Source organism: Methylobacterium aerolatum, from assembly GCF_022179085.1.
Lineage (GTDB): Bacteria > Pseudomonadota > Alphaproteobacteria > Rhizobiales > Beijerinckiaceae > Methylobacterium > Methylobacterium aerolatum.
In genome coordinates, this window is sequence record NZ_BPQE01000009.1 from 148,533 (window position 1) to 169,057 (window position 20,525).

Sequence of the window (20,525 nt, forward strand, 5' to 3'; positions counted from 1 at the left end):
GGTGGGGGTGGTGCCGAACGAAGCGCGGGGGTGCCTTCTGCGCCACCCCCACCCCTGACCCCTCCCCGCAAGGGGGGAGGGGAATTCCGCGGCCCGTTGGCATTGCCCGCCGCCGCGCCCATATGAGGCTCAGCCCACAAGACCACGAACCGGCGAGCGCCCCACCTTTATGAGCGAACCTCAAACCTCGGGTGAGGCCCGGCTGCGGGCGCATGCGGCTCCCGAGGGCGAGATCGCCGCCTCGACCCGCACCCTGGTGATCGGCCCCTACCTCGCCCGCGCGGCGCAGACCCTCGGCCGGGTGGCACCGCCGACCCGCTCCGCCGCAGCCCGCCTCGACGAGGCGACCGGCCTCGCCGCCGCCATCGAGCTCGACGTGGCCGAGAGCCTGTCCCTGAGCCTGCCGCGCATCCGGCCCTCCACCTATCTCGGCAAGGGCCGGGTCGAGGAGATCGCGGGCCACATCAAAGCAGAAGACATCGGCCTCGTGGTGATGGATTGCGCCCTCTCGCCGGTGCAGCAACGCAACCTCGAGAAGGCCTGGGGCGCCAAGGTCATCGACCGCACCGGTCTGATCCTGGAGATCTTCGGCCGCCGGGCCTCCACCCGGGAGGGCACGCTCCAGGTGGAGCACGCCCACCTCGCCTACCAGAAGTCGCGCCTCGTCCGGTCCTGGACCCACCTGGAGCGCCAGCGCGGCGGCTTCGGCTTCCTCGGCGGCCCCGGCGAGACGCAGATCGAGGCCGACCGGCGGATGATCCAGGAGCGCATGACCCGGATCGAGCGCGACCTCGACGCGGTGGTGCGCACCCGCGGCCTGCACCGGCAGAGCCGGGCGCGGGTGCCGTACCCGATCGTGGCGCTGGTCGGCTACACCAATGCCGGCAAGTCGAGCCTGTTCAACGCGCTCACCAAGGCCGAGGTGACGGCCAAGGACATGCTCTTCGCCACCCTCGACCCGACGGCCCGGGCGACGAAGCTCCCCCACGGCGAGACCGTGATCCTCTCGGACACGGTGGGCTTCATCTCCGACCTGCCGACGCCCCTCATCGCCGCCTTCCGGGCGACCCTGGAGGACGCGATCGAGGCCGACGTGCTCCTCCACGTCCGCGACGTGAGCCACGAGGACGCGGAGGCCCAGGCCGAGGACGTCGGCGAGGTGCTGCGCGAACTCGGCATCGACACGACGGACGGGCGCCTCATCGAGGTCTGGAACAAGGCCGACTTGCTGGACGAGGCCGAGCGCACCCGGCTCGCCAACCTCACGGGCCAGGGCCGCGTGCGCAACGACCGGGACAGCGACACGCCGATCCTCGTCTCGGCCCTGACGGGGGAGGGGCTTTCCGCCCTGACGAGCCGGATCGAGGCGCGGATCGCCCGCTCGCGGACGAGCTTCGCCGTCGCCCTTCCGCCGGAGGACGGGGCCGCCCTCCACTGGCTCTACGAGAACGCCGAGATCCTCGACCGGCGCACCGAGGCCGACGGGACCCTGCACCTCGCCGTGCGGGTGGCGCCGGAGAAGGAGCCCCGCTTCCTGAATCGCTTCGCGGGAGCCCGGCGCCTCGGCCGGGCGGGCTGAGCCCGGTGACGCCCCCCGCGCACCGGGACGACGACGCGCGAGCCCTGCAGGTGATGCAGCGGGGCGGCGGCTCCCGCCTCATCGCCCTGCGCATCGTCATCATCCTGGTGCTGCTGATGGCGGCCCAGGCCCACGACGGCTCCCTCCACGCCTTGAGCCACTGGTTCATCCTCGGCCTCTACGCCGTCGGCGCCGCGTGGTTCGGCTGGCGCGAGAGCCAGCGCCGGCCGCTCACGGCGGCCCATGCCTGGACCGGGACGGGCCTCAACGCCGTGCTCGCGGTCTACGTCATCGTCGAGCACATGATGGCGGGGGGCGGCAACGGGGAGGGGGCGGACACGGTGAGCCGTCTGCCCGCCTTCCTGCTCCTGCTCCAGACCGGCCTGACGATGCAGGTGTCGCACACCGTGCTGTTCTGCGGCATCGTCACCGGGAGCTGGGTGGCGGCCCTGCTCGCCGGCTTCGCCTTCCCCGGCCTGTTCCCCGGCTTCGACGCCGACTTCATGATCCAGGTCATCGGGCTGGCGACCTTCGTGGCGACGGGCCTCCTGGTGGTCGACGGCGTGGCGCGCCTGCGCCGGGCGGTCGAGCGGACCCTGGTGGTGGAGCGCGAGCGCAGCCACCTCGCCCGCTTCGTCCCCGGCCCCGTCGCCCGGGACATCGCCCAGGACCTGGCCGACGACGCCCTCGGCCTGCACCGCCGCCACGCCTGCCTGCTGATCCTCGACATCCGGGGCTTCTCGTCCCTCAGCCAGCGGCATCCGCCGGAGGTCATGGTCGCGGCCCTGATGGCCGTGCGCGGCGAGGCGCAGGCGGCCGTGACGGCGCAGGGCGGCATCGTCGACAAGTATATCGGCGATGCGGTGCTGGCGCAGTTCATCACCGGCACCCCGGAGGCGCAGGCGCGCGCCGCCGCCACCTGTGCCCTCGACATCCAGGCCCGCCTCGCCCGGGTCAACGGCGAGCGCGAGGCCGCCGGGCTGTTCCCGATCCGCACCGCCACGGCGCTCCACGCGGGCAACCTGCTGGTCGGCGTCTTCGACGACGGGGTGCGGGCGGAATACACGGTGCTCGGTCCGGCAATGAACACGCTCGCGCGGATCGAGGCCAGGACCAAGGCTGCCGACCTCGCCATCGCCGCCTCCCCGGAGATCGTCGCCCTCCTCGGCGGTCCCCAGGGGGCGCCCTTCCGGATGCGCGCCGTCCCCGGCACCGCCTGCGAGGGCCAGGGCGACCTCTACGCCCTCGATCCCGCCCGACAGGCGGCTTCGGTTTCGTCTCCGGAACGGGAGCCGGCAGCCTGAGGGTCGGGCCGGGACGATCGCAGGCCGCCCCATCTTCGTGATCGGAGCGGAGCAATCCAGGAACGCGCCACGGTCTGAAACGGCCCGCTGCCCCGGATCGCCTCGCTACGCTCGCAAGGTCGACCGGGGATCCCTCGACGGGCGTGGCGCGACTCGGGATCGGCTCCAGCGCGGGGTGCCCCTCACCACTTGTAGCTCAGGCTCGCCAGCACCCGCCGGGCATCGCCGTAGAAGCACGAGTTGAAGGCGTTGCAGGAGGAGACGAAGCGCCGGTCCGCGAGGTTCGTGGCGGTGACGGCCAGCCGCCAGCGGTCCCACGTGTAGTGGACCTGCGCGTCGAACAGGACGTAGTCCGGCACCTTGAACAGGTTGGCCGTGTCCGCGAAGGACCGCCCGAAGTAGCGCACGCCGCCGCCGAAGCCGAAGCCGCGCAGGGCGCCCACGGGGATCGTGTAGTCGAAGAAGGCGTTGGCGAAGTTCTCGGGGATGCCCACGGGGACCTTGCCGAGGATGTCGGCGGACCCGCGCTCGTTGGTGAGGCCGTAGACCGTGTAGGAGGCGGCGACGTCGAGCCCGTCGAACACGCTTGCCACCACCTGCGCCTCGAAGCCCGTGGAGCGGACCTCCCCGAGCTGGACCTGGAACAGGGTGTTCACGGGGTCCGGGGTGAGCACGTTCCGGCGGTGGATGTCGAAGCCCGCGAGCGTCACGAAGTAGCCCTGGCCCGGCGGCTCGAACTTCACGCCGCCCTCGATCTGCGTGCCCTCCTCGGGCGTGAAGGTGGTGTTGAGGCGCCCCGTCCCGATCAGCGGCTGGAACGAGGTCGAGTAGCTCACATACGGCGCGAGCCCGTTCTCGAAATTGTAGATCAGCGCCGTGCGGTAGGTCGTCCCGGTGTCGCTGCGGCCGCTGTTGCCGAAGCCGTTGTTCAGCTTGTCGACCACCCGGTTGTCGGCGAAGTCCAGGCGACCGCCGAGGACGAGGGTCAGGCGGTCGGTGAGCTTGATCTGGTCCTGCAGGTACAGGCCGAGCTGCTGGAACGTGTTGGTGTTGATCAGGTAGGGCGTCGGGGTGTTGGCGATCCCCGTATAGGCCGGCGTGACGATGTTGAGGTCGGGCGCCGGGAAGGCGGAGGCCTGATTGTCGGTGAGGCGGTAGTTCTTGTAGTCGAGGCCCATCAGCAGGTCGTGGCGGAAGAACCCGTCGGAGAAGCGGGCCTCGGCCTGGTTGTCCACCTGGAAGAGGTTGACCCGGGCGCGGTCGCGGAAACGGTAGCGGGCGAGCTGGGTCTGGGTCGCGTCGCCGAAGGCGTAGCCGAGCTGGCCGAGGAGCGAATCCTGGAAGCTCTCGCCGAAGGAGTAGCGCAGGTTCTGGCGGAAGGCCCACGTGTCGTTGAACACGTGCTCGAACTCGTAGCCGACGAAGGCCTGATCGCGCTGGAAGGTGTTGATCCGCGGATCGCCGACATTGAGCGAGCGGGGCAGGCGCAGGCCCAGCGCCTGCGGACGCACCGTGCCGAGATACGGCAGGAAGTTCGCCGTGACGGCGGTGGTGTCGCGCTGGACCGAGGTGAGGACCGTGAGGGTCGTCGCCCCGTCCGGCTTGTAGGTGACGCTCGGGGCGATGGAGAAGCTGTTGTCGGGGGCGCCGTCGATCTGCGTGCCGCCGGTCCGGCCGTAGCCGGTGATGCGGTAGAACCAGTGGCCCTCCCTGTCGGCGGGGCCGCCGACGTCGAAGGCGGCGTATTTCTGGTCGAAGGAGCCGCCGCCCACCTCGACGGTGCCGAAGGGCTCGGCGGTGGGCCGCTTGCTCACTTGGTTGATGATGCCGCCCGGCGAGCCCGCGCCGAACAGCACCGCCGCCGGGCCGCGCAGCACCTCGATCCGCTCCAGGCCGTAGGTGTTGGTGTTGAAGTAGCCGAAGCCGTAGTTCAGCGTCTGAAGCCCGTCCCGGTAGATGCCGTAATCGCTGACGTTGAACCCGCGCAGGTAGACGAAGGTGTTGCGCGTGTCGAAGCCGAAGCTGCCGGAATAGGTGCCGGCGACGTACTGCGTCGCCTGGGTCAGGGTCTGGGCGTTCTGCGTGTCGATCTGGCGGCGGCCGACCACGGTGATCGATTGCGGCGTCTCGACGAGGGGCGTGTTGGTCTTGGTGGCGGTGGTGGTGCGCGTCGCCACGTAGCCGGGCACCGGGCCCTTGGGATCCTCCGGGCGGACGGGACCGCCCGCCGCCGGGCCGGCCACGGGCCCCGCCGGAGCCCCGCCGCCCCGGCTCTCGACGCTGAGCTCGTCGAGGCGGACGCTCGCCCCCGGCTGCTGGGCCGAGGCCGGGCCCTGGAGGGCGAAGGCGGACGTGCCGGCGAGGACGAGGGAGCGCAGGGCCCCCGGACGAATGCAACCGACTCTCACCACCGGACTCCTACGCCGCTCAGACCAGCCGCCCCCGTCCGCCGGGAGCCCTCCCGCCGTGGTGGCCTTGCTGTTTAGAATAATGCTAAACTATTGCGCCAACTGCGCTTTCTGCCTTTGGGGTACGGTGTGCCAAGCGTGACCGCAAGGGGGGAACCGGCGGTTGCAGGGGGCTGTGGCCGATCGATCACGCCCCCGGTGGGCGGCGCGGTCGAGTCCCCGTGATCCTGGGGAGATGTCTCCGGCACAGACCGCTGCGGGATGGAGCGATCCCTGAAAGCCTCCTTCGAGGCGGCTTCGCCGCATCTCGGTGTCCGGCCGGAAAGGCCGTCGCCCCCTCCGTCCTTGCGAGCGCAGCGAAGCAATCCAGGGATGCGCCACGCCCGGCAAGCGGCCCGTTGCCCTGGGTTGCTTCGCTAACGCTCGCAAGGATGCGGAGGAAATCCGAGCCGGCACGACCCTTCCGGCCAGACGCTCGGGACGAGGGGAGGGGATGGGAGGGTGTCGTCACGTCATCCGAGGCCGCGCCCGGCGGGCGCCGGTTACGGCTTCACGTGCGTGGAGAGCCAGCCCATCAGGATGTCGGCGGCGAAGTCGCTGTTCTTCTCCAGCATCATCATGTGGCCGTTGCCGCGGGCCTTCTGGTCGGCGAGGCGCAACACGTCCGGCTTGGCGCCGGCCTGGGTCAGGAAGGCGGCGGTGCAGTCGTCGTAGGCGGCATGGAAGGAGGCTTCCGCCGTCACGATCACCGCCGGCACCCTGGCGAGGTTGGGCAGGGTGTGGATGGGGTCGCTCTGCAACCAGCAGCGGATCTGCCCGTCTCCGGCGGCCTTGGCCTGCTGCGTCACCACGAGGTCCTCCGGGCCCTTCGCCTCCGGGGCGAAGGTCAGGGGCATGCGGGTGAGGCCGTAGCCCCGGGCGCGCCCGTCGCCGGACTTCTCCCAGAAATCCTTTCCGCCCCGGAACTTGACGTCGAAGAAGGGCGGCCCGCTCGGCTCCACGGCGACGTGCGCCTTCACGAGATCGGGCCGGGCGTCGGAGACGGCCCAGCCGAACAGGGCCCCCTGGCCGTGGGTCAGGAGGATCGCCGGCCCGGTCCGGTCGAGGAGCGCGTTGAGCGCGGTGTCGACGAGTTCCTCCGTCTGCTGGGTGTTGGCGAGGAACGGCACTTGGCTCGCGTAGTACTGATCGAAGCTGGGATTGCCCTGAACGCCGGGCCCGCCCGGCCACTGGGTGTGGAGCTTGGCCTGCGGAAACAGGTCGTAGACCTCGGGCGCGGTGTGCAGCCGCTCCAGGTCGCGGGTGCCGAGGCGGTCGTAGGGGCCGTAGACCTCCGGGTTCGTGCCCGACCGGCCGCGCCCCACCTGATCGACGACGTAGACCTGATAGCCCCATTCCACGAAGCGCTGCGCCCAGCCGGAGCGGCCGTCCGGCGTCGCCAGGAAGTTGACGCCGGTCTGGGAGAGGCCGTGGATCATCACGACGGGGTAGGGCTGCGTGACCTTGGCGGGGGTCCGCACCTGCACGAACATCTGGCCGACCATCACGGTCTTGTCGCCGACCTTCTGGTAGCGCCCGCCGACGAAGAAGTAGCTCGACCGGGTCACCGGATCGCCGGGCGCGGGGGCGGCGGGCTCCCCCGCCGGACGCATCAGCGTGCCCTGGGCGAGGGCCGCGCCGCCGGAGGCGGTCCATCCCCCGAGGGCCGTCCCTACGACCAGGGCCGCGATTCCCACGCTCCGCCGCACGCGACCGATCATTCCATTCCCCCGCCAAACCCGATGGACGGCCGACCGAACCGTCGTGTGTGCCGCGCGCGCCGGATCGCCCCGGTCACATCCGCCGATACAAGGAGACCGTCGGCGGCGCATCAGGGTTCGGTAACGATCGACCGTGACGTTTCGTGCACGGCGCGGCCCGGGGACCCGGGACGCGGGTCCGGGCCGGACCCGGTGCGCTGCCGCACGCGGAACGCGGGACGCATGGCAGCACCCCCATCGGCGGCATGGTGGCGGGGCCGGGGGCTCGCCATCTTGGCGTCGCGGATTCGCCGAGGCCGTGGCCCGGCGCCGCCCTTCGTGAGGACCGTCACCGTGGACCCCGAAACAGCCAAGACCCTCGTCTCCGCAGCCCTCGTCGTCGGCATCGCGGGCTTCAGCCTCGCCTCGCTGCACGCGGCGCTCAAGCAGATCGCCGGGGATCTGATGGCCGCCCGCCGGGTGCCGGTGCGGATCCCGGTCGAGGCGAAACGCCGGCCGGAGGCGTAAGGTCCGGGTTTCCGAAGGGATTGTCCCGTTGGCGGGTGCAGGGCGGCGTCCTGCAATTCCAGGCGCCGAATTCCTGGGGCTGAATTCCGGGGGCTTTGCCCCTGGACCCCACCGAAGCACCCGTCCTTCGGGATCCCGCTACTGCTCCCTCGCGCGCTCGCGCAGCAGGTATTTCTGGATCTTGCCCGTCGAGGTCTTCGGCAGGTCGCCGAAGATCACGTGGCGGGGAAGCTTGTAGGAGGCGAGCCGCCCCCGGCACCACTGAATGAGGTCGTCGGCCGAGGCGTCGGCGCCCGGCTTCAGTTCCACGAAGGCGCAGGGCGTCTCGCCCCATTTCGGGTCCGGCCGCGCGACCACCGCCGCCGCCGCCACGGCCGGGTGCTTGAACAGGGCGTCCTCCACCTCGATGGAGGAGATGTTCTCGCCGCCGGAGATGATGATGTCCTTCGAGCGGTCCTTGAGCTGCACGTAGCCGTCGGGGTGCTTCACCCCGAGGTCGCCCGTGCGGAACCAGCCCCCCTTGAACGCCGCCTCCGTGGCCTTCGGGTTCTTGAGGTAGCCGCGCATCACGACGTTGCCGCGCATCATCACCTCGCCCATCGTCCGGCCGTCGGAGGGGACGGATTCCATCGTGTCGGGGTCGCGCACGTCGAGGGCTTCGAGGACCGGGTAGCGCACGCCCTGGCGGGCCTTCTTGGCGGCGCGCTGGTCGGCGGAGAGGGCATCCCAGTCCGCGTGCCACGCGTTGACCACCGCCGGGCCGTAGCTCTCCGTCAGCCCGTAGAGGTGGGTGACGTCGAAGCCCGCCTCCGACATCCCGGCCAGCACCGCCTCGGGCGGCGGGGCGGCGGCGGTGAAGAACGCCACCCGGCGGGGCAGGGGGCGGCGCTCGGCATCGGAGGCGTTGATCAGCAGCTGCATCACGATCGGCGCGCCGCACAGGTGGGTGACGCCGTGTTCGGCCATCAGGCGGTACATCGTCTCCGCCCGCACCTGCCGCAGGCAGACATGGGTGCCAGCCACGATCGACAGGGTCCAGGGGAAGCACCAGCCGTTGCAGTGGAACATCGGCAGGGTCCACAGGTAGACCGGGTGCTGGCCGAGGCCGCAGGTGACGACGTTGCCGAGCGCCAGCAGGGCCGCGCCCCGGTGGTGGTAGACCACGCCCTTCGGATCGCCGGTGGTGCCGGAGGTGTAGTTCAGGCTGATCGCGTCCCACTCGTCGCCGGGCAGGGCCCAGTCCGCCTTCGGGTCGCCACCTGCCAGGAACGCCTCGTAGCCGGTCTCGCCCAGGGCCTCGCCGGCCCCGTCGTATTCGGGGTCGTCGACGTCGATCACGAAGGGCTTGGCCGCCATCCCCTCCAGGGCCGGCTTGGCGATGCGCGAGAATTCCCGATCGACGATCAGTACCTTGGCCTCGCCGTGCTCCAGGCAGAAGCGGATCGCCTCCGCGTCGAGGCGGGTGTTGAGGGTGTTGAGCACCGCCCCGGTCATGGGCACGCCGTAGTGGCACTCGACCATCTCGGGCGTGTTGGCGAGGAGCGCGGCTACGGTGTCCCCGCGGCCGAGACCCCGCGCCTTGAGCGCGGAGGCGAGGCGGCGGGCCCTGGCGCCGAGTTCGGCGTAGGTCCGGCGCAGGGGTCCGTGGACCACCGCGACGTGATCGGGGAAGACCCGCGCCGCCCGGTCGAGATAGAGGAGCGGCGTCAGCGGCTGGAAGTTGGCCGGTTGCCGGTCCAGATCCCGGTCGTAGATCGTGGCGCCCATCGTCTCCTCCACCCCGTTTGACAAGGACGGTAGCGTGCCGGCGGCGGACAAGACAATCGGCCGGCGCCGACGAAGGTGACGGGAGCGCCGGGACCTCAATGCCGGAGGACGTCCTCCTCCTCGGGAAGGAGGCGGGCGAGCTCGTACCCGATGCCGATCATCAGACAATCGACGCGCTCCACCAGGGAGGGGCGCTGCAGGCTCTGGGCGAGCCCGCGCAGGGTGATCGCCTGCGCCGCCATCCGGTTCACGATCTGCGTGGCCTCGGCGAGGCCGTTGGGCTGCTCGTCGGTCCGGTCGATGGCGATGCCGTTCCCGCGGACGCGTTGCCCGCTGGCATCGGTCTCGGCCCGGCCGCGCAGGGACAGGGCCAGCATCCCCCCGTCGCGGTCGCGCAGGCGGAACTCCGCCTCCACGGGCGCGTCCATGACCACGACGGCGTCGAAGAAGGTCTCGGCCCTGACGCGGTCCTCCGGATGCGCCCGGTCGAGGAAGGTCGCGAGGGGGACGCCGCGGGCGGCGTCCACCGGATCGAGGCCGATCAGGGTGATGACGTGTCCCGCGAGGGTCAGGCGGTCGGCGGCGTGATCGTGGGTCCAGGCTCCGATCACACCGGACGCGGCGAGAGCGGAATGCAAGATCGTCGGGTCCATGGTGGTTCGCCCTTGAGCGCTAAACCTCAGGTTTAGAAGCGAGGTCGTTGCGCGGCCATTCGAAGGGCTAATGGCTGAACGAATTTTTGGGTTCTGGCAACAAAACTCACTAAATGCCAATCAACGTTAGGTGTGATTTCCCCGTTTTGGGGAGGGGGAGGCGGGGGGACGGGCGGGAGGATAGGGCCGCCCACCCCCCCGGCGGCCCGGCGCCCTTAACCATCCATTAACCATGATGCGATCTGGTCTCGGGCGTTCGTCCTTGGATTGCAGGATCACAGGGATGGGCCTCCGCTTCGCGGATCGCGCGGCCCGCCGGCGCGGCCGAACGCGAAGCGGCACCGCGCAGGAGGATCATCGCGGATGAAGGCGCTCACATTCGTCACCCAGAAGGGCGGAAGCGGGAAGAGCACGCTCTGCATCTCCCTCGCCGTCGCCGCCCGGGAAGCGGGTCACACGGTCTGCATCCTGGAGATGGACCGGCAGGCCACCGTGTCGGACTGGCTCGACCATCGCACCGTCGACGGGCCGGAGGTGGCGCAGATCGACGCCGCGCAACTCGAGCCGGTGATGGAGCGCCTGCGGGACTCCGCCTACGACTACGTCTTCATCGACACGCCGGGCGTCGATTCCCCCGGCACCCTGTCGGCGATCCGCGCGGCGGACCTGTGCATCATCCCCTGCCGCCCGACCCCAGCCGACCTCAGGGCCTTCAAGCCGACGCTGGCCGCCGTCTACCGGCTGGAGAAGAAGTTCGCCTTCGTCCTGAACCAGACCCCGCCCCGCTCCTACCGGGTGCGCGACGCGGCGGACGGGCTGGCGGTGCTCGGCATCCTGCCCGACGTGAACATCGTCGCCCGCACCGACCACCAGGACGCGATCGGCCTCGGCCTCGGCGTCACCGAGCTGAACCCCAAGGGCCAGGCCGCCGCCGAGGTGCGCAAGCTCTGGTCCTGGATCGAGCGCAAGGCGCAGGCGGGCAAGGGCCTGACAGGACAGGGCGAGCGCCATGTCCAAGCAGCCTAAGCTCAGCCTCGCGGCCATCGTGGCGGCGGCGACGCCGCCAGAGAAGTCCGCGGCGGCACGGGGCGGCGCGGCCATGCGCAGCGCGGAGATCGTCGCCCTCGCCCCGGCCAAGGGGAGGCGCCAGGCTCCGGCGGAGTCCGGCCTTCCGGCCACCGAGGCTCCGGCGGGCCTCGCGCCCCTGAAGCAGCGCGCCCGGCAGATGTCGGTCTACCTGGAGCCGCCGGTCTACGACCAGCTGCGCGACCTCGCCCATGCCGAGCGCACCAAGATGCACGGCCTGATGCTGGAGGCCCTCGACCTGCTGTTCAAGCAGCGGGGCTCCCGCTCCATCGCGCAACTGCTCAAGGCGCCCCCGCGCTAGAGCAGTGACGCACTCACTTCGTTCATGCGTGGCTGCACTAGCTACTTGTTTTTGCATCAATTTTTCCAGTCTCGGCTGATGCCTCCGACTGGATCGATGCACGAGTGCAGTGACGCACTCACTTCGTCCATGCGTGGCTGCACGGGCGGAGTGTCGTTGCATCGATTTTTGAAAGCCCCGGCTGACGCCTCCATCCGGATCGACGCACGAGGGCCGCCGCGACGCGGGATCCCGGTGCGCGGATCCTGCGGGGCGATGAGCGGATCGTTCAGCCTTCCTTTACGCCGAAGCGACAATTCTGCTCTGCCCGGCTGGCCCGGTCGGCCGGGTCCGCCCGGCCCCCGGGCTCGGTCCAGAGTCGAGTTGGTAGTTTCGCGTAATGCGTCTGGCCCCTCCCCGATCCGGGCGTGTCGCCCTGCGGTTCCTGGCCGTGTCCGCCGTAGCGCTGGCCACCGCCAACTGCGCCAAGACGCCGACGGCCAACCTCGCGAGTTCCGGCAACGGGATCGATCCGAAATACGGGGTGAAGGCGAGCCCGCGCCTCTACAACGAGGGCGACGTGATCCCCAAGGGCGGCGGGCGCCGCTACACCGGCAAGCCCTACGTGGTGGCCGGGGCGACCTACACGCCGAAGGAGAATCCCCGCGGCTACGTCCGCGAGGGCCTGGCCTCCTGGTACGGCTCGGCCTTCCACGGCCGGATGACCGCCAACGGCGAGGTCTTCGACCGCCACTCCATCGCCGCCGCGCACCCGACCCTGCCGTTGCCGAGCTACGTGCGGGTGACGAACCTCGAGAACCATTCCTCGATGATCGTGCGCGTCAACGACCGCGGCCCCTACCATGCCGGGCGCGTCATGGACGTGTCCGAGGAGACCGCCGAGGCCCTGGGCTTCCACCGCAAGGGCACGGCGCGGGTGCGCGTCGAGTATGTCGGCGCGGCCTCCCTCGCGGGATCGGACGACCGGAAGCTCCTCGCCACCCTGCGCACGGACGGCCGCCCGGCCGGCTCCGGCGCGCCGGTGATGATGGCCGACCTCGGCGGCTCGGCGGAGACCGAGCGCTTCACCCGCGGCGCCACGCCCCTCGCCTTCAAGCCGGACCGGGAGCAGGAGGAGGCTCCCGCCGAGACCCGCAGGCCCGTGCGGGCGCCGGTGGTGCTCGCGAGCGCCGCCGTGGCGGTGCCCGCGGCGGTGCAGCCGACGGCCGCCCGCCTGCGCGACTTCAAACCCGCACCGGTGGCGATGGCCGAGGCCCGCCCGGCGGGCGGCAGGGCGGCCTCCGGGCGGCTCGCGACCGTCAGGACGGCGGAGGCGCGCATCCCCGAAACCGGGCCCGCGGCGGGCAGGCTCGCCGGACACGCCGCCGAGGGCAAAGGCGTGGCTGGCAAGGGCGCGCCAAACAAGGACACGCCCAACAGGGGGGCGGGCGGCACCATCGCCGGCGCGCCCGTCCGTGTCGCCGGGCTCAATCCGGCCTCGCTGCCCTCCGCGGCGGGCCGGAAGGCGCCGGCGGGCCGCGCCGAGGCGGCTCCGCTGAGGCTGTCCTCGGCCGAGGGCGCGCCGCGCCGGGCCGAGGCGGGACCGCGTGGCGGGAGGTCCGCCCCGGCGTCGATGCCGCCCGATGCCAAGCTCGCCATGGCCCGCCTGACGGCGCCCTCCGCCGCCGAGACCAAGGCCGGAAAGCCCGGCGCGAAGAAGCCGGAGCCCGCCAAGCTGGCGGACAAGGCCCCCCATCAGGGTGCCCGCTACGCCGGGATCTATTGATCGCGGGACACGCGGGACGGCGGCGGCGATTGCGGCAATTCGCGTTCGATCGCAGTGCCGAAACGCGATATGGTCACGCTCACAGCCTCCGGTTGTTTCGTGACGATCCAAACTGAGGCAGAAGCGCGAAGGCCCCCCGCGCAGCCCCGTCTGGGGTTCGCGGGAGGCCGCCCCGCCGGAGATCCGCGATGCGCAGGACCGTTCTGTCTCTCCTCGCCGCCCGCCCGGTCGCCACGGCGGCGTCTCTGGCCCTGAGGACGGTTGCCGCCGCCGCCCTGGCGGCGACCCTGGTGGCCCCCGTCCTCCCCGGCCCCGTCCGGGCGCAGAGCTTCCAGACGGCGGCGCCGCACGCGATCCTGATCGATGCGGAATCGGGCTCCGTCCTGTTCGAGAAGGCCGCCGACGAGCGCTTCTCCCCGGCCAGCATGGCCAAGCTCATGACCACCGACATCGTGTTCGAGGCGCTGAAATCCGGCCGCCTCTCCATGGACACGGAGTTCACCGTGACGGAGGACGCCTGGAAGCGCGGCGGCGCGGGCGGCGGCGGCTCCTCGATGTTCGCCCAGGTCAACAGCCGCATCAAGATGTCGGACCTGCTGCGCGGGCTGGTGGTCCAGTCGGGCAACGACGCCGCCATCACCATCGCCGAGAACATGGCGGGCACCGAGGAGGCCTTCGCCAACCTGATGAACCAGCGGGCGAAGGAGATCGGCCTGACGAACTCCACCTTCCGCAACGCCACCGGCTACTCGGCGCCGGACCAGAAGGTGACGGCCCGGGACATGGCCAAGCTCGCCATCCACCTGATCGACACCTACCCGGACCTGTACAAGATCTTTTCCGAGCGGGAATTCACCTGGAACAAGATCCGCCAGCAGAACCGCAACCCGCTGCTCACCCTCGACATCGGCGCCGACGGGCTGAAGACCGGCTACCTCGAAGAATCGGGCTACGCCCTCACGGGCTCGGCGGTGCAGAACGGCCAGCGGCTGGTCCTCGTGGTCTCCGGCCTCAAGACCGCCCGGGACCGGGCCTCGGAATCGCGCAAGCTGATGGAATGGGGCTTCCGCGCCTTCGAGCCCCGGCAGGTCTTCGCCCCCGGCGAGACGGTGGCCGAGGCTTCCGTGTACGGCGGCGAGGCGGGCTCCGTGCCCCTGGTGGCCAGGAAGCCGGTGCGGGTGCTGCTGCCGCGGGGCTCGAACGACCGGGTCAGCGCCAAGGTGATCTACCAGGGGCCCCTCGTGGCCCCCGTGGAGGAGGGGCGGCAGGTCGGCGTCCTGCGGATCCAGCGGGGCGACACCGTCGCCCTCGACCAGCCCCTCTATGCCGGCGCCGCCGTCCCGGCGGGCAGCCTGAGCCGCCGGGCGATGGACGCGGCCCTGGAATTCGGCACCGACCTCATGCGAAAGGCCTTCGACAAGGCCGCCGGCGCGCGGCCGAAATCCGACGACAGGGCGGCCAACCCCTCGTGAGGGATCGTTGCGACACTCACCCCACCCTCGCCCTCATCGTGGGAGCCGGACCAGGCAACCGTTCGGTCCCATCCGTCCCCTCGTCCTGAGTGTCCGGCCGGACCGGACCCACGTCTCCCTCATGCGCCCTCATCCTGAGTGTCTGGCCGGAAGAGAAGCGGTTCTCCCCTTGCGACCTCATCCTGAGGTGCTGGAGCGCAGCGGAGGCCTCGAAGGTGCCCTCCGGGGATCGCGGCGCGCTCTGGAGCCCTCCTTCGAGGCGGCTTCGCCGCACCTCAGGATGAGGGGGGATGCGTGGGAGCGGCGGCTTTTGGGTCAGGCTCGCAGGATGAGGGCGAGGCTGGGGTCGGGGGCGATCGCCGACACGCGCAACGAACCCCGCGTGACCGAAACCCCGTGAGCGACGCGACACGAAAGGCTGTCCCCGGAGCGCCGTCCGCCCGCGGCGTGTTCATCACCCTCGAAGGCGGGGAGGGGGCGGGCAAGTCGACCCAGGCCGCCCGCCTCGCGGCGACGCTGCGCGCCCGCACCGGACGCCCGGTCGTCGTCACCCGCGAGCCCGGCGGCTCGCCCCGGGCGGAGGAGATCCGCGCGGCGGTCCTCGCGGGGGTGGCCAAGCCCTACGGCCCCTTTGCCGAGGCGCTGCTGTTCAGCGCCGCCCGTCTCGACCACCTCGAGACCCTGATCCGCCCGGCGCTGGCCCGGGGCGAGACCGTGATCTGCGACCGTTTCCTCGACTCCACCCGCGCCTACCAGGGCGCGGCGGACGGGCTCGACGCGGAGCTGCTCGACGCCCTGGAGCGGGTCGTCGTCGGCCCGACCCGGCCGGACCTGACCCTGATCCTCGACCTGCCCGCCGAGACCGGCCTCGCCCGCGCCAGGGCGCGGGGGGCGGCGGCGGGGGAGGGGGCGGACCGTTTCGAGGCGGAGTCGCTCGGCTTCCACACCCGCCTGCGCGCGGCGTTCCTGGAGATCGCGAACCGGGAGCCCGCGCGCTGTGCGGTGATCGATGCCGCCGCCGGTCCCGACGACGTCGAGGCGGCGATCCGCGCGGTCATCGCCACGCGCCTGCCGGGCCTCGCCGGGACGGAGGCGGTTGGCCATGGCGGCTGAGGTCGTGGACGAGGAGATCGGCGACCGCCCCGGCGTGCCGCGCCCCCGCCAGACGCCCGGCCTCGTCGGCCACGGCGCGGCGGAGCCCGCCTTCGCGGAGGGCTTGGCGAGGGGGCGGCTGCACCATGCGTGGCTGATCGGCGGCCCGGCTGGGATCGGGAAGGCGACCCTCGCCTACCGGGTGGCGCGGCGGCTGCTGGCCTATCCGGCCGGCGGGGGGCCGGCGGGCCTCGCGATCCCGGCGGATCACCCGGTCCACGGGCAGGTGGCGGGACTCGCCCATCCGAACCTCGTGGCGCTGCGCCGCCACAGGCAGCCGGGCGCCAAGACCCTGCCGACGAAGATCTCCGTCGACATGGTGCGCAAGGCGCTGGACCTGTTCGCCTCCACCGCCGCCGATTCCGGCTGGCGGATCTGCGTGCTCGACAGCGCCGAGGACCTGAACGCCAACGCCGCCAACGCCCTGCTCAAGGTGCTGGAGGAGCCGCCGCCCCGCGCCCTGTTCCTGATTCTCGCCCACCAGCCCGGCCGCCTGCTGCCGACGATCCGTTCCCGCTGCCGGGCGATGCTCCTGCGCCCGCTCTCGGACGGGGAGGTGGGGGCGGCGATCCGCGCCCTGCCGGAGCCCTTCGTCCAGCCGGAGGACGGCGCGCTCGCCCGCGCCGTCGCCCTGTCGGAGGGCTCCGTGGGCCGGGCGCTCGGACTCCTCGATCCCGTCACCGCCGGGCTCGTGGCGGAGGTGGAGACGCTGCTTTCGCGCGGCGCCACGCCGGATTGGGGCCGGGTGCTCAAGCTCGCCGAGACCCTCAACGGCCGCGACGGCGAGGAACGCTTCGCCGCCGCGGGCGACGCCGTGCTGCGCTTCGTCTCGGCTGAACTCGACCGGCGGCGGGGGGAGCCGGTGCATCGCCTCGCCGCCCTGGTGGAGGTCTGCGACGCCTTCGCCCGCAACGCCCGGGAGGCCGCGACCTACAACCTCGACCGGCGGCCCGTCATCCTGTCGCTGTTCACCGACCTGAGCCGGGCCGGATAAGGCAGGGGATACCGACGGTACGGGTGCATTGCGCGGGCCGCTGCGATAAGCCCTTCCGCGACGAACTCCCTCGATCAGCGGACGCGCGCGTGACGGACGGCCCTTCCCCCCGCAAGACCTTCAGCCTCTCGACGGCGATCTCCTACCCGAACGGCGCCCCGCATATCGGCCACGCCTACGAGGTGATCGCCACCGACGCCATCGCCCGGTTCCATCGGCTCGACGGCTACGACGTGCTGTTCTCCACCGGCACCGACGAGCACGGCCTCAAGATCCAGCAGGCGGCCTCGAAGGCCGGGATCAGCCCCCGCGACTACGTCGACGGCACGAGCGCCAAGTTCCGCGCCATGGCCGACCGGATGGGCTGCGCCTACGACCGGTTCATCCGCACCACCGAGCCCGCGCACTACGCCGCCGCCCAGGCGATCTGGCGCCGGATGGAGGCCAACGGCGACATCTACCTCGACACATACGCCGGCTGGTACTCGGTCCGCGACGAGGCCTACTACGACGAGGCCGAGACGCGCCTGATGGAGGACGGCTCCCGCCGGTCCATCGCCACCGACACGCCGGTGACCTGGATGGAGGAGGAGAACTTCCTTTTCAGGCTGTCCGCCTACCAAGACCGCCTGCTCAAGCTCTACGAGGAGCAGCCCACCTTCATCGGGCCGGACACCCGGAGGAACGAGGTGGCGAGCTTCGTCCGCGCCGGCCTCAAGGACCTCTCGGTCAGCCGCACCAACTTCGATTGGGGCGTGCCGGTGCCGGAGCATCCCGGACACGTCATGTACGTCTGGGTCGATGCCCTGACCAACTACCTGACGGTCACCGGCTTCCCCGACGAGGCGGATCCGAACGGCCGGTTCTGGCCGATGGACCTGCACGTCATCGGCAAGGACATCGTGCGCTTCCACGCGGTCTACTGGCCGGCCTTCCTGATGGCGGCGGGCCTGCCCCTGCCCAAGCGCGTGTTCGGCCACGGCTTCTTCCTCAGCAAGGGGGAGAAGATGTCGAAGTCGCTCGGCAACGTGGTGGACCCGTTCGACCTCGCCGACACCTTCGGCGTCGATGCCGTGCGCTACTTCTGCCTGCGCGAGGCGCCCTTCGGCGGCGACGGCAACTACGACCACAACGCCATCATCACCCGCATCAACGCCGACCTCGCCAACGATCTCGGCAACCTCGCCCAGCGCTCGCTCTCGATGGTCGCGAAGAACTGCGAGGCCGCCGTGCCCGAGCCCGGCGACCTCGCGGAGGCGGACCGTGCGATGCTCGCCCAGGCCGACGCCCTGGCCGACAGGGCGCGGGGCCTGATGAAGGACCTCGCCCTGCACGCGATCCTCGCGGAGATCTGGGCGGTGGTGGCCGAGGCGAACCGCTACTTCGCGGGCCAGGAGCCGTGGAAGCTGCGTAAGAGCGACCCGGCCCGGATGAACGCGGTGCTCTACACCACCCTGGAGACCATCCGCTCGGTGGCGATCCTGGTGCAGCCCTTCGTGCCGGAGGCGGCGGGCAAACTCCTCGACCTGCTGGCCGTGCCCGCCGACGCCCGGAGTTTCGCCGCCCTGGGGGAGGGCGGTCGCCTCAAGGCCGGCACGCCGCTCCCCGCCCCGGCCCCGGTCTTCCCCCGCTTCGAGCGGCCGGAGGCCCCGGCGGCGTGATGTTCAACCCCCTCTCCCCGCCTGCGGGGAGAGGGCTGCGACGCCCCCGTCGTCGTCGCAGCGAGGCGGCAGCCGACGGTGAGGGGGCGTGCCGAACGAGGCACCTCCGTGACGCCCCCTCACCCTCGCTCCGGCTTCGCCTTCGCTCCCCGGTTGCACGACGCGGTGCAAACGGGCCTCTCTCCGCAAGCGGGGAGGGGGAAACACCTCTGAATCGACCGCAAGACCATGCTCATCGACAGCCACTGCCATCTCGACTTCCCCGATTTCGCCAGCGACTTGCCGGGCGTGATCGCCCGCGCCCGGGAGGCTGGCGTCGGGGGGATGCTCACCATCTCGACCCGCGTGGCGAAGGCCGCGATCTACCGGGCCATCGCCGAGGCCCACCCGGAGGTGTGGTTCACGGTGGGCACCCATCCCGATGGGGCCGGGGAGGAGCCCGACACGCCGCCCGGTACCATCGCCGCGCTCGCCGACCATCCGCGCTGCGTCGGCATCGGCGAGGCGGGGCTCGACTACCACTACCCCGATGCGGCCCCGGCCGAGGTTCAGGAGCGGGTGCTGCGCGCCCATATCGAGGCGTCCCGCCTCGCCCGCCTGCCCCTCGTGATCCATGCCCGCGACGCGGACGAGCCCATGGAGCGAATCCTGACTGAGGAGATGGGCAATGCCCCGTTCCGGGCGGTGCTGCATTGCTTCTCGTCGGGCGCCCGGCTGGCCGAGGTGGGGGTGGATCTCGGCCTGTTCGTCTCCTTCTCGGGCATCGTGACCTTCCGCCGCTCGCACGACCTGCGCGACATCGCCCGCAAGGTGCCCCGCGACCGGATCCTCGTGGAGACCGACGCGCCCTTCCTGGCGCCGGAGCCCCATCGCGGACGCACCAACGAGCCGGCCTACACCGCCCACACGGCCCGATCGCTCGCCGCCACCCTCGACCTGCCGGAAGAGGAGCTGGCGCGGATCACCACGGCGAATTTCTTCTCGCTGTTCGACAGGGCGCGGCCGGGACGGGCGTGACAGGGGCCGCCCCCCCGCGATACCACCGCTTCGGGAGATCCGGATGGCGACGCTGACCCTGCGTATCCTTGGTTGCGGCTCGTCCGGCGGGGTGCCCCGCGTCGGCAGCGGCTGGGGCGCCTGCGATCCGAACGAACCGCGCAACCGCCGACGGCGCTGCTCCATCCTCGTGGAGCGGGAGGACGGGGGACGGCGCACCAGCGTTCTCGTGGACACCTCGCCCGACCTGCGGGAGCAGCTGCTCGATGCCGGCACCGACCGGCTCGACGGGGTGCTGTTCACCCATTCCCACGCGGACCACACCCACGGCATCGACGACCTGCGGCCCCTGGTGATCCGCATGCGCGCGCGCATCCCGGTCTATGCCGACGCGCGCACGCGGGGGTTGCTCACCGCCCGGTTCGGCTACTGCTTCGTGCAGCCTGAGGGCAGCGACTACCCGCCGATCCTCGACCTGCACGATCTCCCCCATGAGGGGAGGGTGGCGGTGGAGGGTCCGGGCGGCGCGGTGGAGGCGGTGCCGCTGCCCGTGGAGCACGGCAACGAGCCCGCCCTCGGCTTCCGCTTCAACAACGCCGCTTACGTGCCCGACGTGAGCCTGATCCCGCCCGGGAGCCTCGCGCGCCTGTACGGCCTCGATCTCCTGGTCATCGACGCCCTGCGCGACACCCCGCATCCGACCCACTACTCAGTCTCGGACGCCCTCGCGCTCATCGCGGAGGTGAAGCCGGGGAGGGCGGTTCTCACGAACCTCCACACCGATCTCGACTACGGGGCCCTCGCCGAACGCCTGCCGGAGGGAACGGTGCCGGCCTTCGACGGCCTGATTCTGACCGTCCCGGCCTGAGGATCTGCCCCCGAGTCCAGGGCGACCGGAACGGGATTCGTCGAATCCCCGAAAAACGGTGTTGACGACCCTGAGCCGACTGCGTATACCCCTGTTCATCGGCGCCGGCCGCGGAAGTGGACCGGACGCTGGCTTGTCTGTCTCTGGTGTCGTTTTGGCGGCGGTGAGGCGGGCGGCTCTACCGGACAATCGAGTGGGACGTGCCTGGCGGTGGTTTAAGCCTGGTGTGTTAGTTCGTTGGGTTTGGTGGGA

16 protein-coding genes are annotated in these 20,525 nt (G+C 71.4%); 12 read left to right on the forward strand and 4 right to left on the reverse strand.

Annotation, left to right across the window (positions count from 1 at the left end; all coding sequences use genetic code 11):
• The first annotated feature begins 169 nt into the window (after positions 1 to 169).
• Together hflX and MFF06_RS06780 are read left to right on the forward strand one after the other, a co-directional pair.
• Entirely contained in the window at positions 170 to 1,579 is a 1,410-nt protein-coding gene (hflX, locus tag MFF06_RS06775; protein WP_238202298.1) for a GTPase HflX, read from the forward strand.
• A gap of 5 nt (positions 1,580 to 1,584) precedes the next feature.
• Positions 1,585 to 2,883, forward strand: coding sequence for an adenylate/guanylate cyclase domain-containing protein (locus tag MFF06_RS06780; RefSeq protein ID WP_238202300.1), 1,299 nt, complete (start codon positions 1,585 to 1,587; stop codon positions 2,881 to 2,883).
• Positions 2,884 to 3,065: 182 nt separating this feature from the next.
• Here MFF06_RS06780 and MFF06_RS06785 read toward each other — a convergent pair whose 3' ends face one another.
• Together MFF06_RS06785 and MFF06_RS06790 are read right to left on the reverse strand one after the other, a co-directional pair.
• Positions 3,066 to 5,291: a TonB-dependent siderophore receptor gene (locus tag MFF06_RS06785; protein WP_238202302.1), complete on the reverse strand. Its 2,226-nt coding sequence runs from the start codon at positions 5,289 to 5,291 to the stop codon at positions 3,066 to 3,068.
• 542 nt (positions 5,292 to 5,833) lie between these two features.
• Complete coding sequence (locus MFF06_RS06790) at positions 5,834 to 7,051, reverse strand: alpha/beta hydrolase (RefSeq protein WP_370876638.1); 1,218 nt, start codon at positions 7,049 to 7,051, stop codon at positions 5,834 to 5,836.
• A 333-nt stretch (positions 7,052 to 7,384) separates the two neighbouring features.
• Here MFF06_RS06790 and MFF06_RS06795 point away from each other — a divergent pair, with 333 nt between their 5' ends.
• Positions 7,385 to 7,558 (forward strand): hypothetical protein, encoded by a 174-nt coding sequence (locus tag MFF06_RS06795; RefSeq protein ID WP_238202303.1) that lies wholly within the window; start codon positions 7,385 to 7,387, stop codon positions 7,556 to 7,558.
• A gap of 138 nt (positions 7,559 to 7,696) precedes the next feature.
• On the opposite strand, the gene MFF06_RS06800 is transcribed toward MFF06_RS06795, so the two are convergent.
• Both MFF06_RS06800 and MFF06_RS06805 read right to left on the reverse strand, forming a co-directional pair.
• The gene (locus MFF06_RS06800; RefSeq protein WP_238202304.1) at positions 7,697 to 9,325 is read right to left on the reverse strand and encodes an acyl-CoA synthetase; all 1,629 of its coding nucleotides are present in this window, start codon (positions 9,323 to 9,325) and stop codon (positions 7,697 to 7,699) included.
• Positions 9,326 to 9,420: 95 nt separating this feature from the next.
• Positions 9,421 to 9,978, reverse strand: coding sequence for a PAS domain-containing protein (locus MFF06_RS06805; RefSeq protein WP_238202305.1), 558 nt, complete (start codon positions 9,976 to 9,978; stop codon positions 9,421 to 9,423).
• Between the two features lie 363 nt (positions 9,979 to 10,341).
• Here MFF06_RS06805 and MFF06_RS06810 point away from each other — a divergent pair, with 363 nt between their 5' ends.
• The 9 genes from MFF06_RS06810 (at position 10,342) to MFF06_RS06850 (ending at position 20,273) form a co-directional block, all read left to right on the forward strand.
• Entirely contained in the window at positions 10,342 to 11,004 is a 663-nt protein-coding gene (locus MFF06_RS06810; protein WP_238202306.1) for a division plane positioning ATPase MipZ, read from the forward strand.
• On the forward strand, positions 10,988 to 11,365 hold the full coding sequence (locus MFF06_RS06815) for a ribbon-helix-helix domain-containing protein (RefSeq protein WP_238202309.1): 378 nt from the start codon (positions 10,988 to 10,990) through the stop codon (positions 11,363 to 11,365). Before MFF06_RS06810 ends, MFF06_RS06815 begins: the two co-directional genes overlap by 17 nt.
• A 379-nt stretch (positions 11,366 to 11,744) precedes the next feature.
• On the forward strand, positions 11,745 to 13,130 hold the full coding sequence (locus MFF06_RS06820; RefSeq protein ID WP_238202311.1) for a septal ring lytic transglycosylase RlpA family protein: 1,386 nt from the start codon (positions 11,745 to 11,747) through the stop codon (positions 13,128 to 13,130).
• A gap of 188 nt (positions 13,131 to 13,318) precedes the next feature.
• Positions 13,319 to 14,602, forward strand: coding sequence for a D-alanyl-D-alanine carboxypeptidase family protein (locus MFF06_RS06825; protein WP_238202312.1), 1,284 nt, complete (start codon positions 13,319 to 13,321; stop codon positions 14,600 to 14,602).
• 396 nt (positions 14,603 to 14,998) lie between these two features.
• On the forward strand, positions 14,999 to 15,715 hold the full coding sequence (gene tmk, locus MFF06_RS06830) for a dTMP kinase (RefSeq protein WP_238202314.1): 717 nt from the start codon (positions 14,999 to 15,001) through the stop codon (positions 15,713 to 15,715).
• Positions 15,705 to 16,748, forward strand: coding sequence for a DNA polymerase III subunit delta' (locus MFF06_RS06835; RefSeq protein WP_238202316.1), 1,044 nt, complete (start codon positions 15,705 to 15,707; stop codon positions 16,746 to 16,748). Before tmk ends, MFF06_RS06835 begins: the two co-directional genes overlap by 11 nt.
• 89 nt (positions 16,749 to 16,837) lie before the next feature.
• A complete protein-coding gene (metG, locus tag MFF06_RS06840) occupies positions 16,838 to 18,409 on the forward strand; it encodes a methionine--tRNA ligase (RefSeq protein ID WP_238202317.1) in 1,572 nt (523 codons plus the stop codon).
• A gap of 228 nt (positions 18,410 to 18,637) precedes the next feature.
• Complete coding sequence (locus MFF06_RS06845) at positions 18,638 to 19,426, forward strand: TatD family hydrolase (protein ID WP_238202318.1); 789 nt, start codon at positions 18,638 to 18,640, stop codon at positions 19,424 to 19,426.
• A 43-nt stretch (positions 19,427 to 19,469) separates the two neighbouring features.
• Positions 19,470 to 20,273 (forward strand): MBL fold metallo-hydrolase, encoded by an 804-nt coding sequence (locus MFF06_RS06850; protein WP_238202319.1) that lies wholly within the window; start codon positions 19,470 to 19,472, stop codon positions 20,271 to 20,273.
• The last annotated feature ends 252 nt before the right edge of the window (positions 20,274 to 20,525 follow it).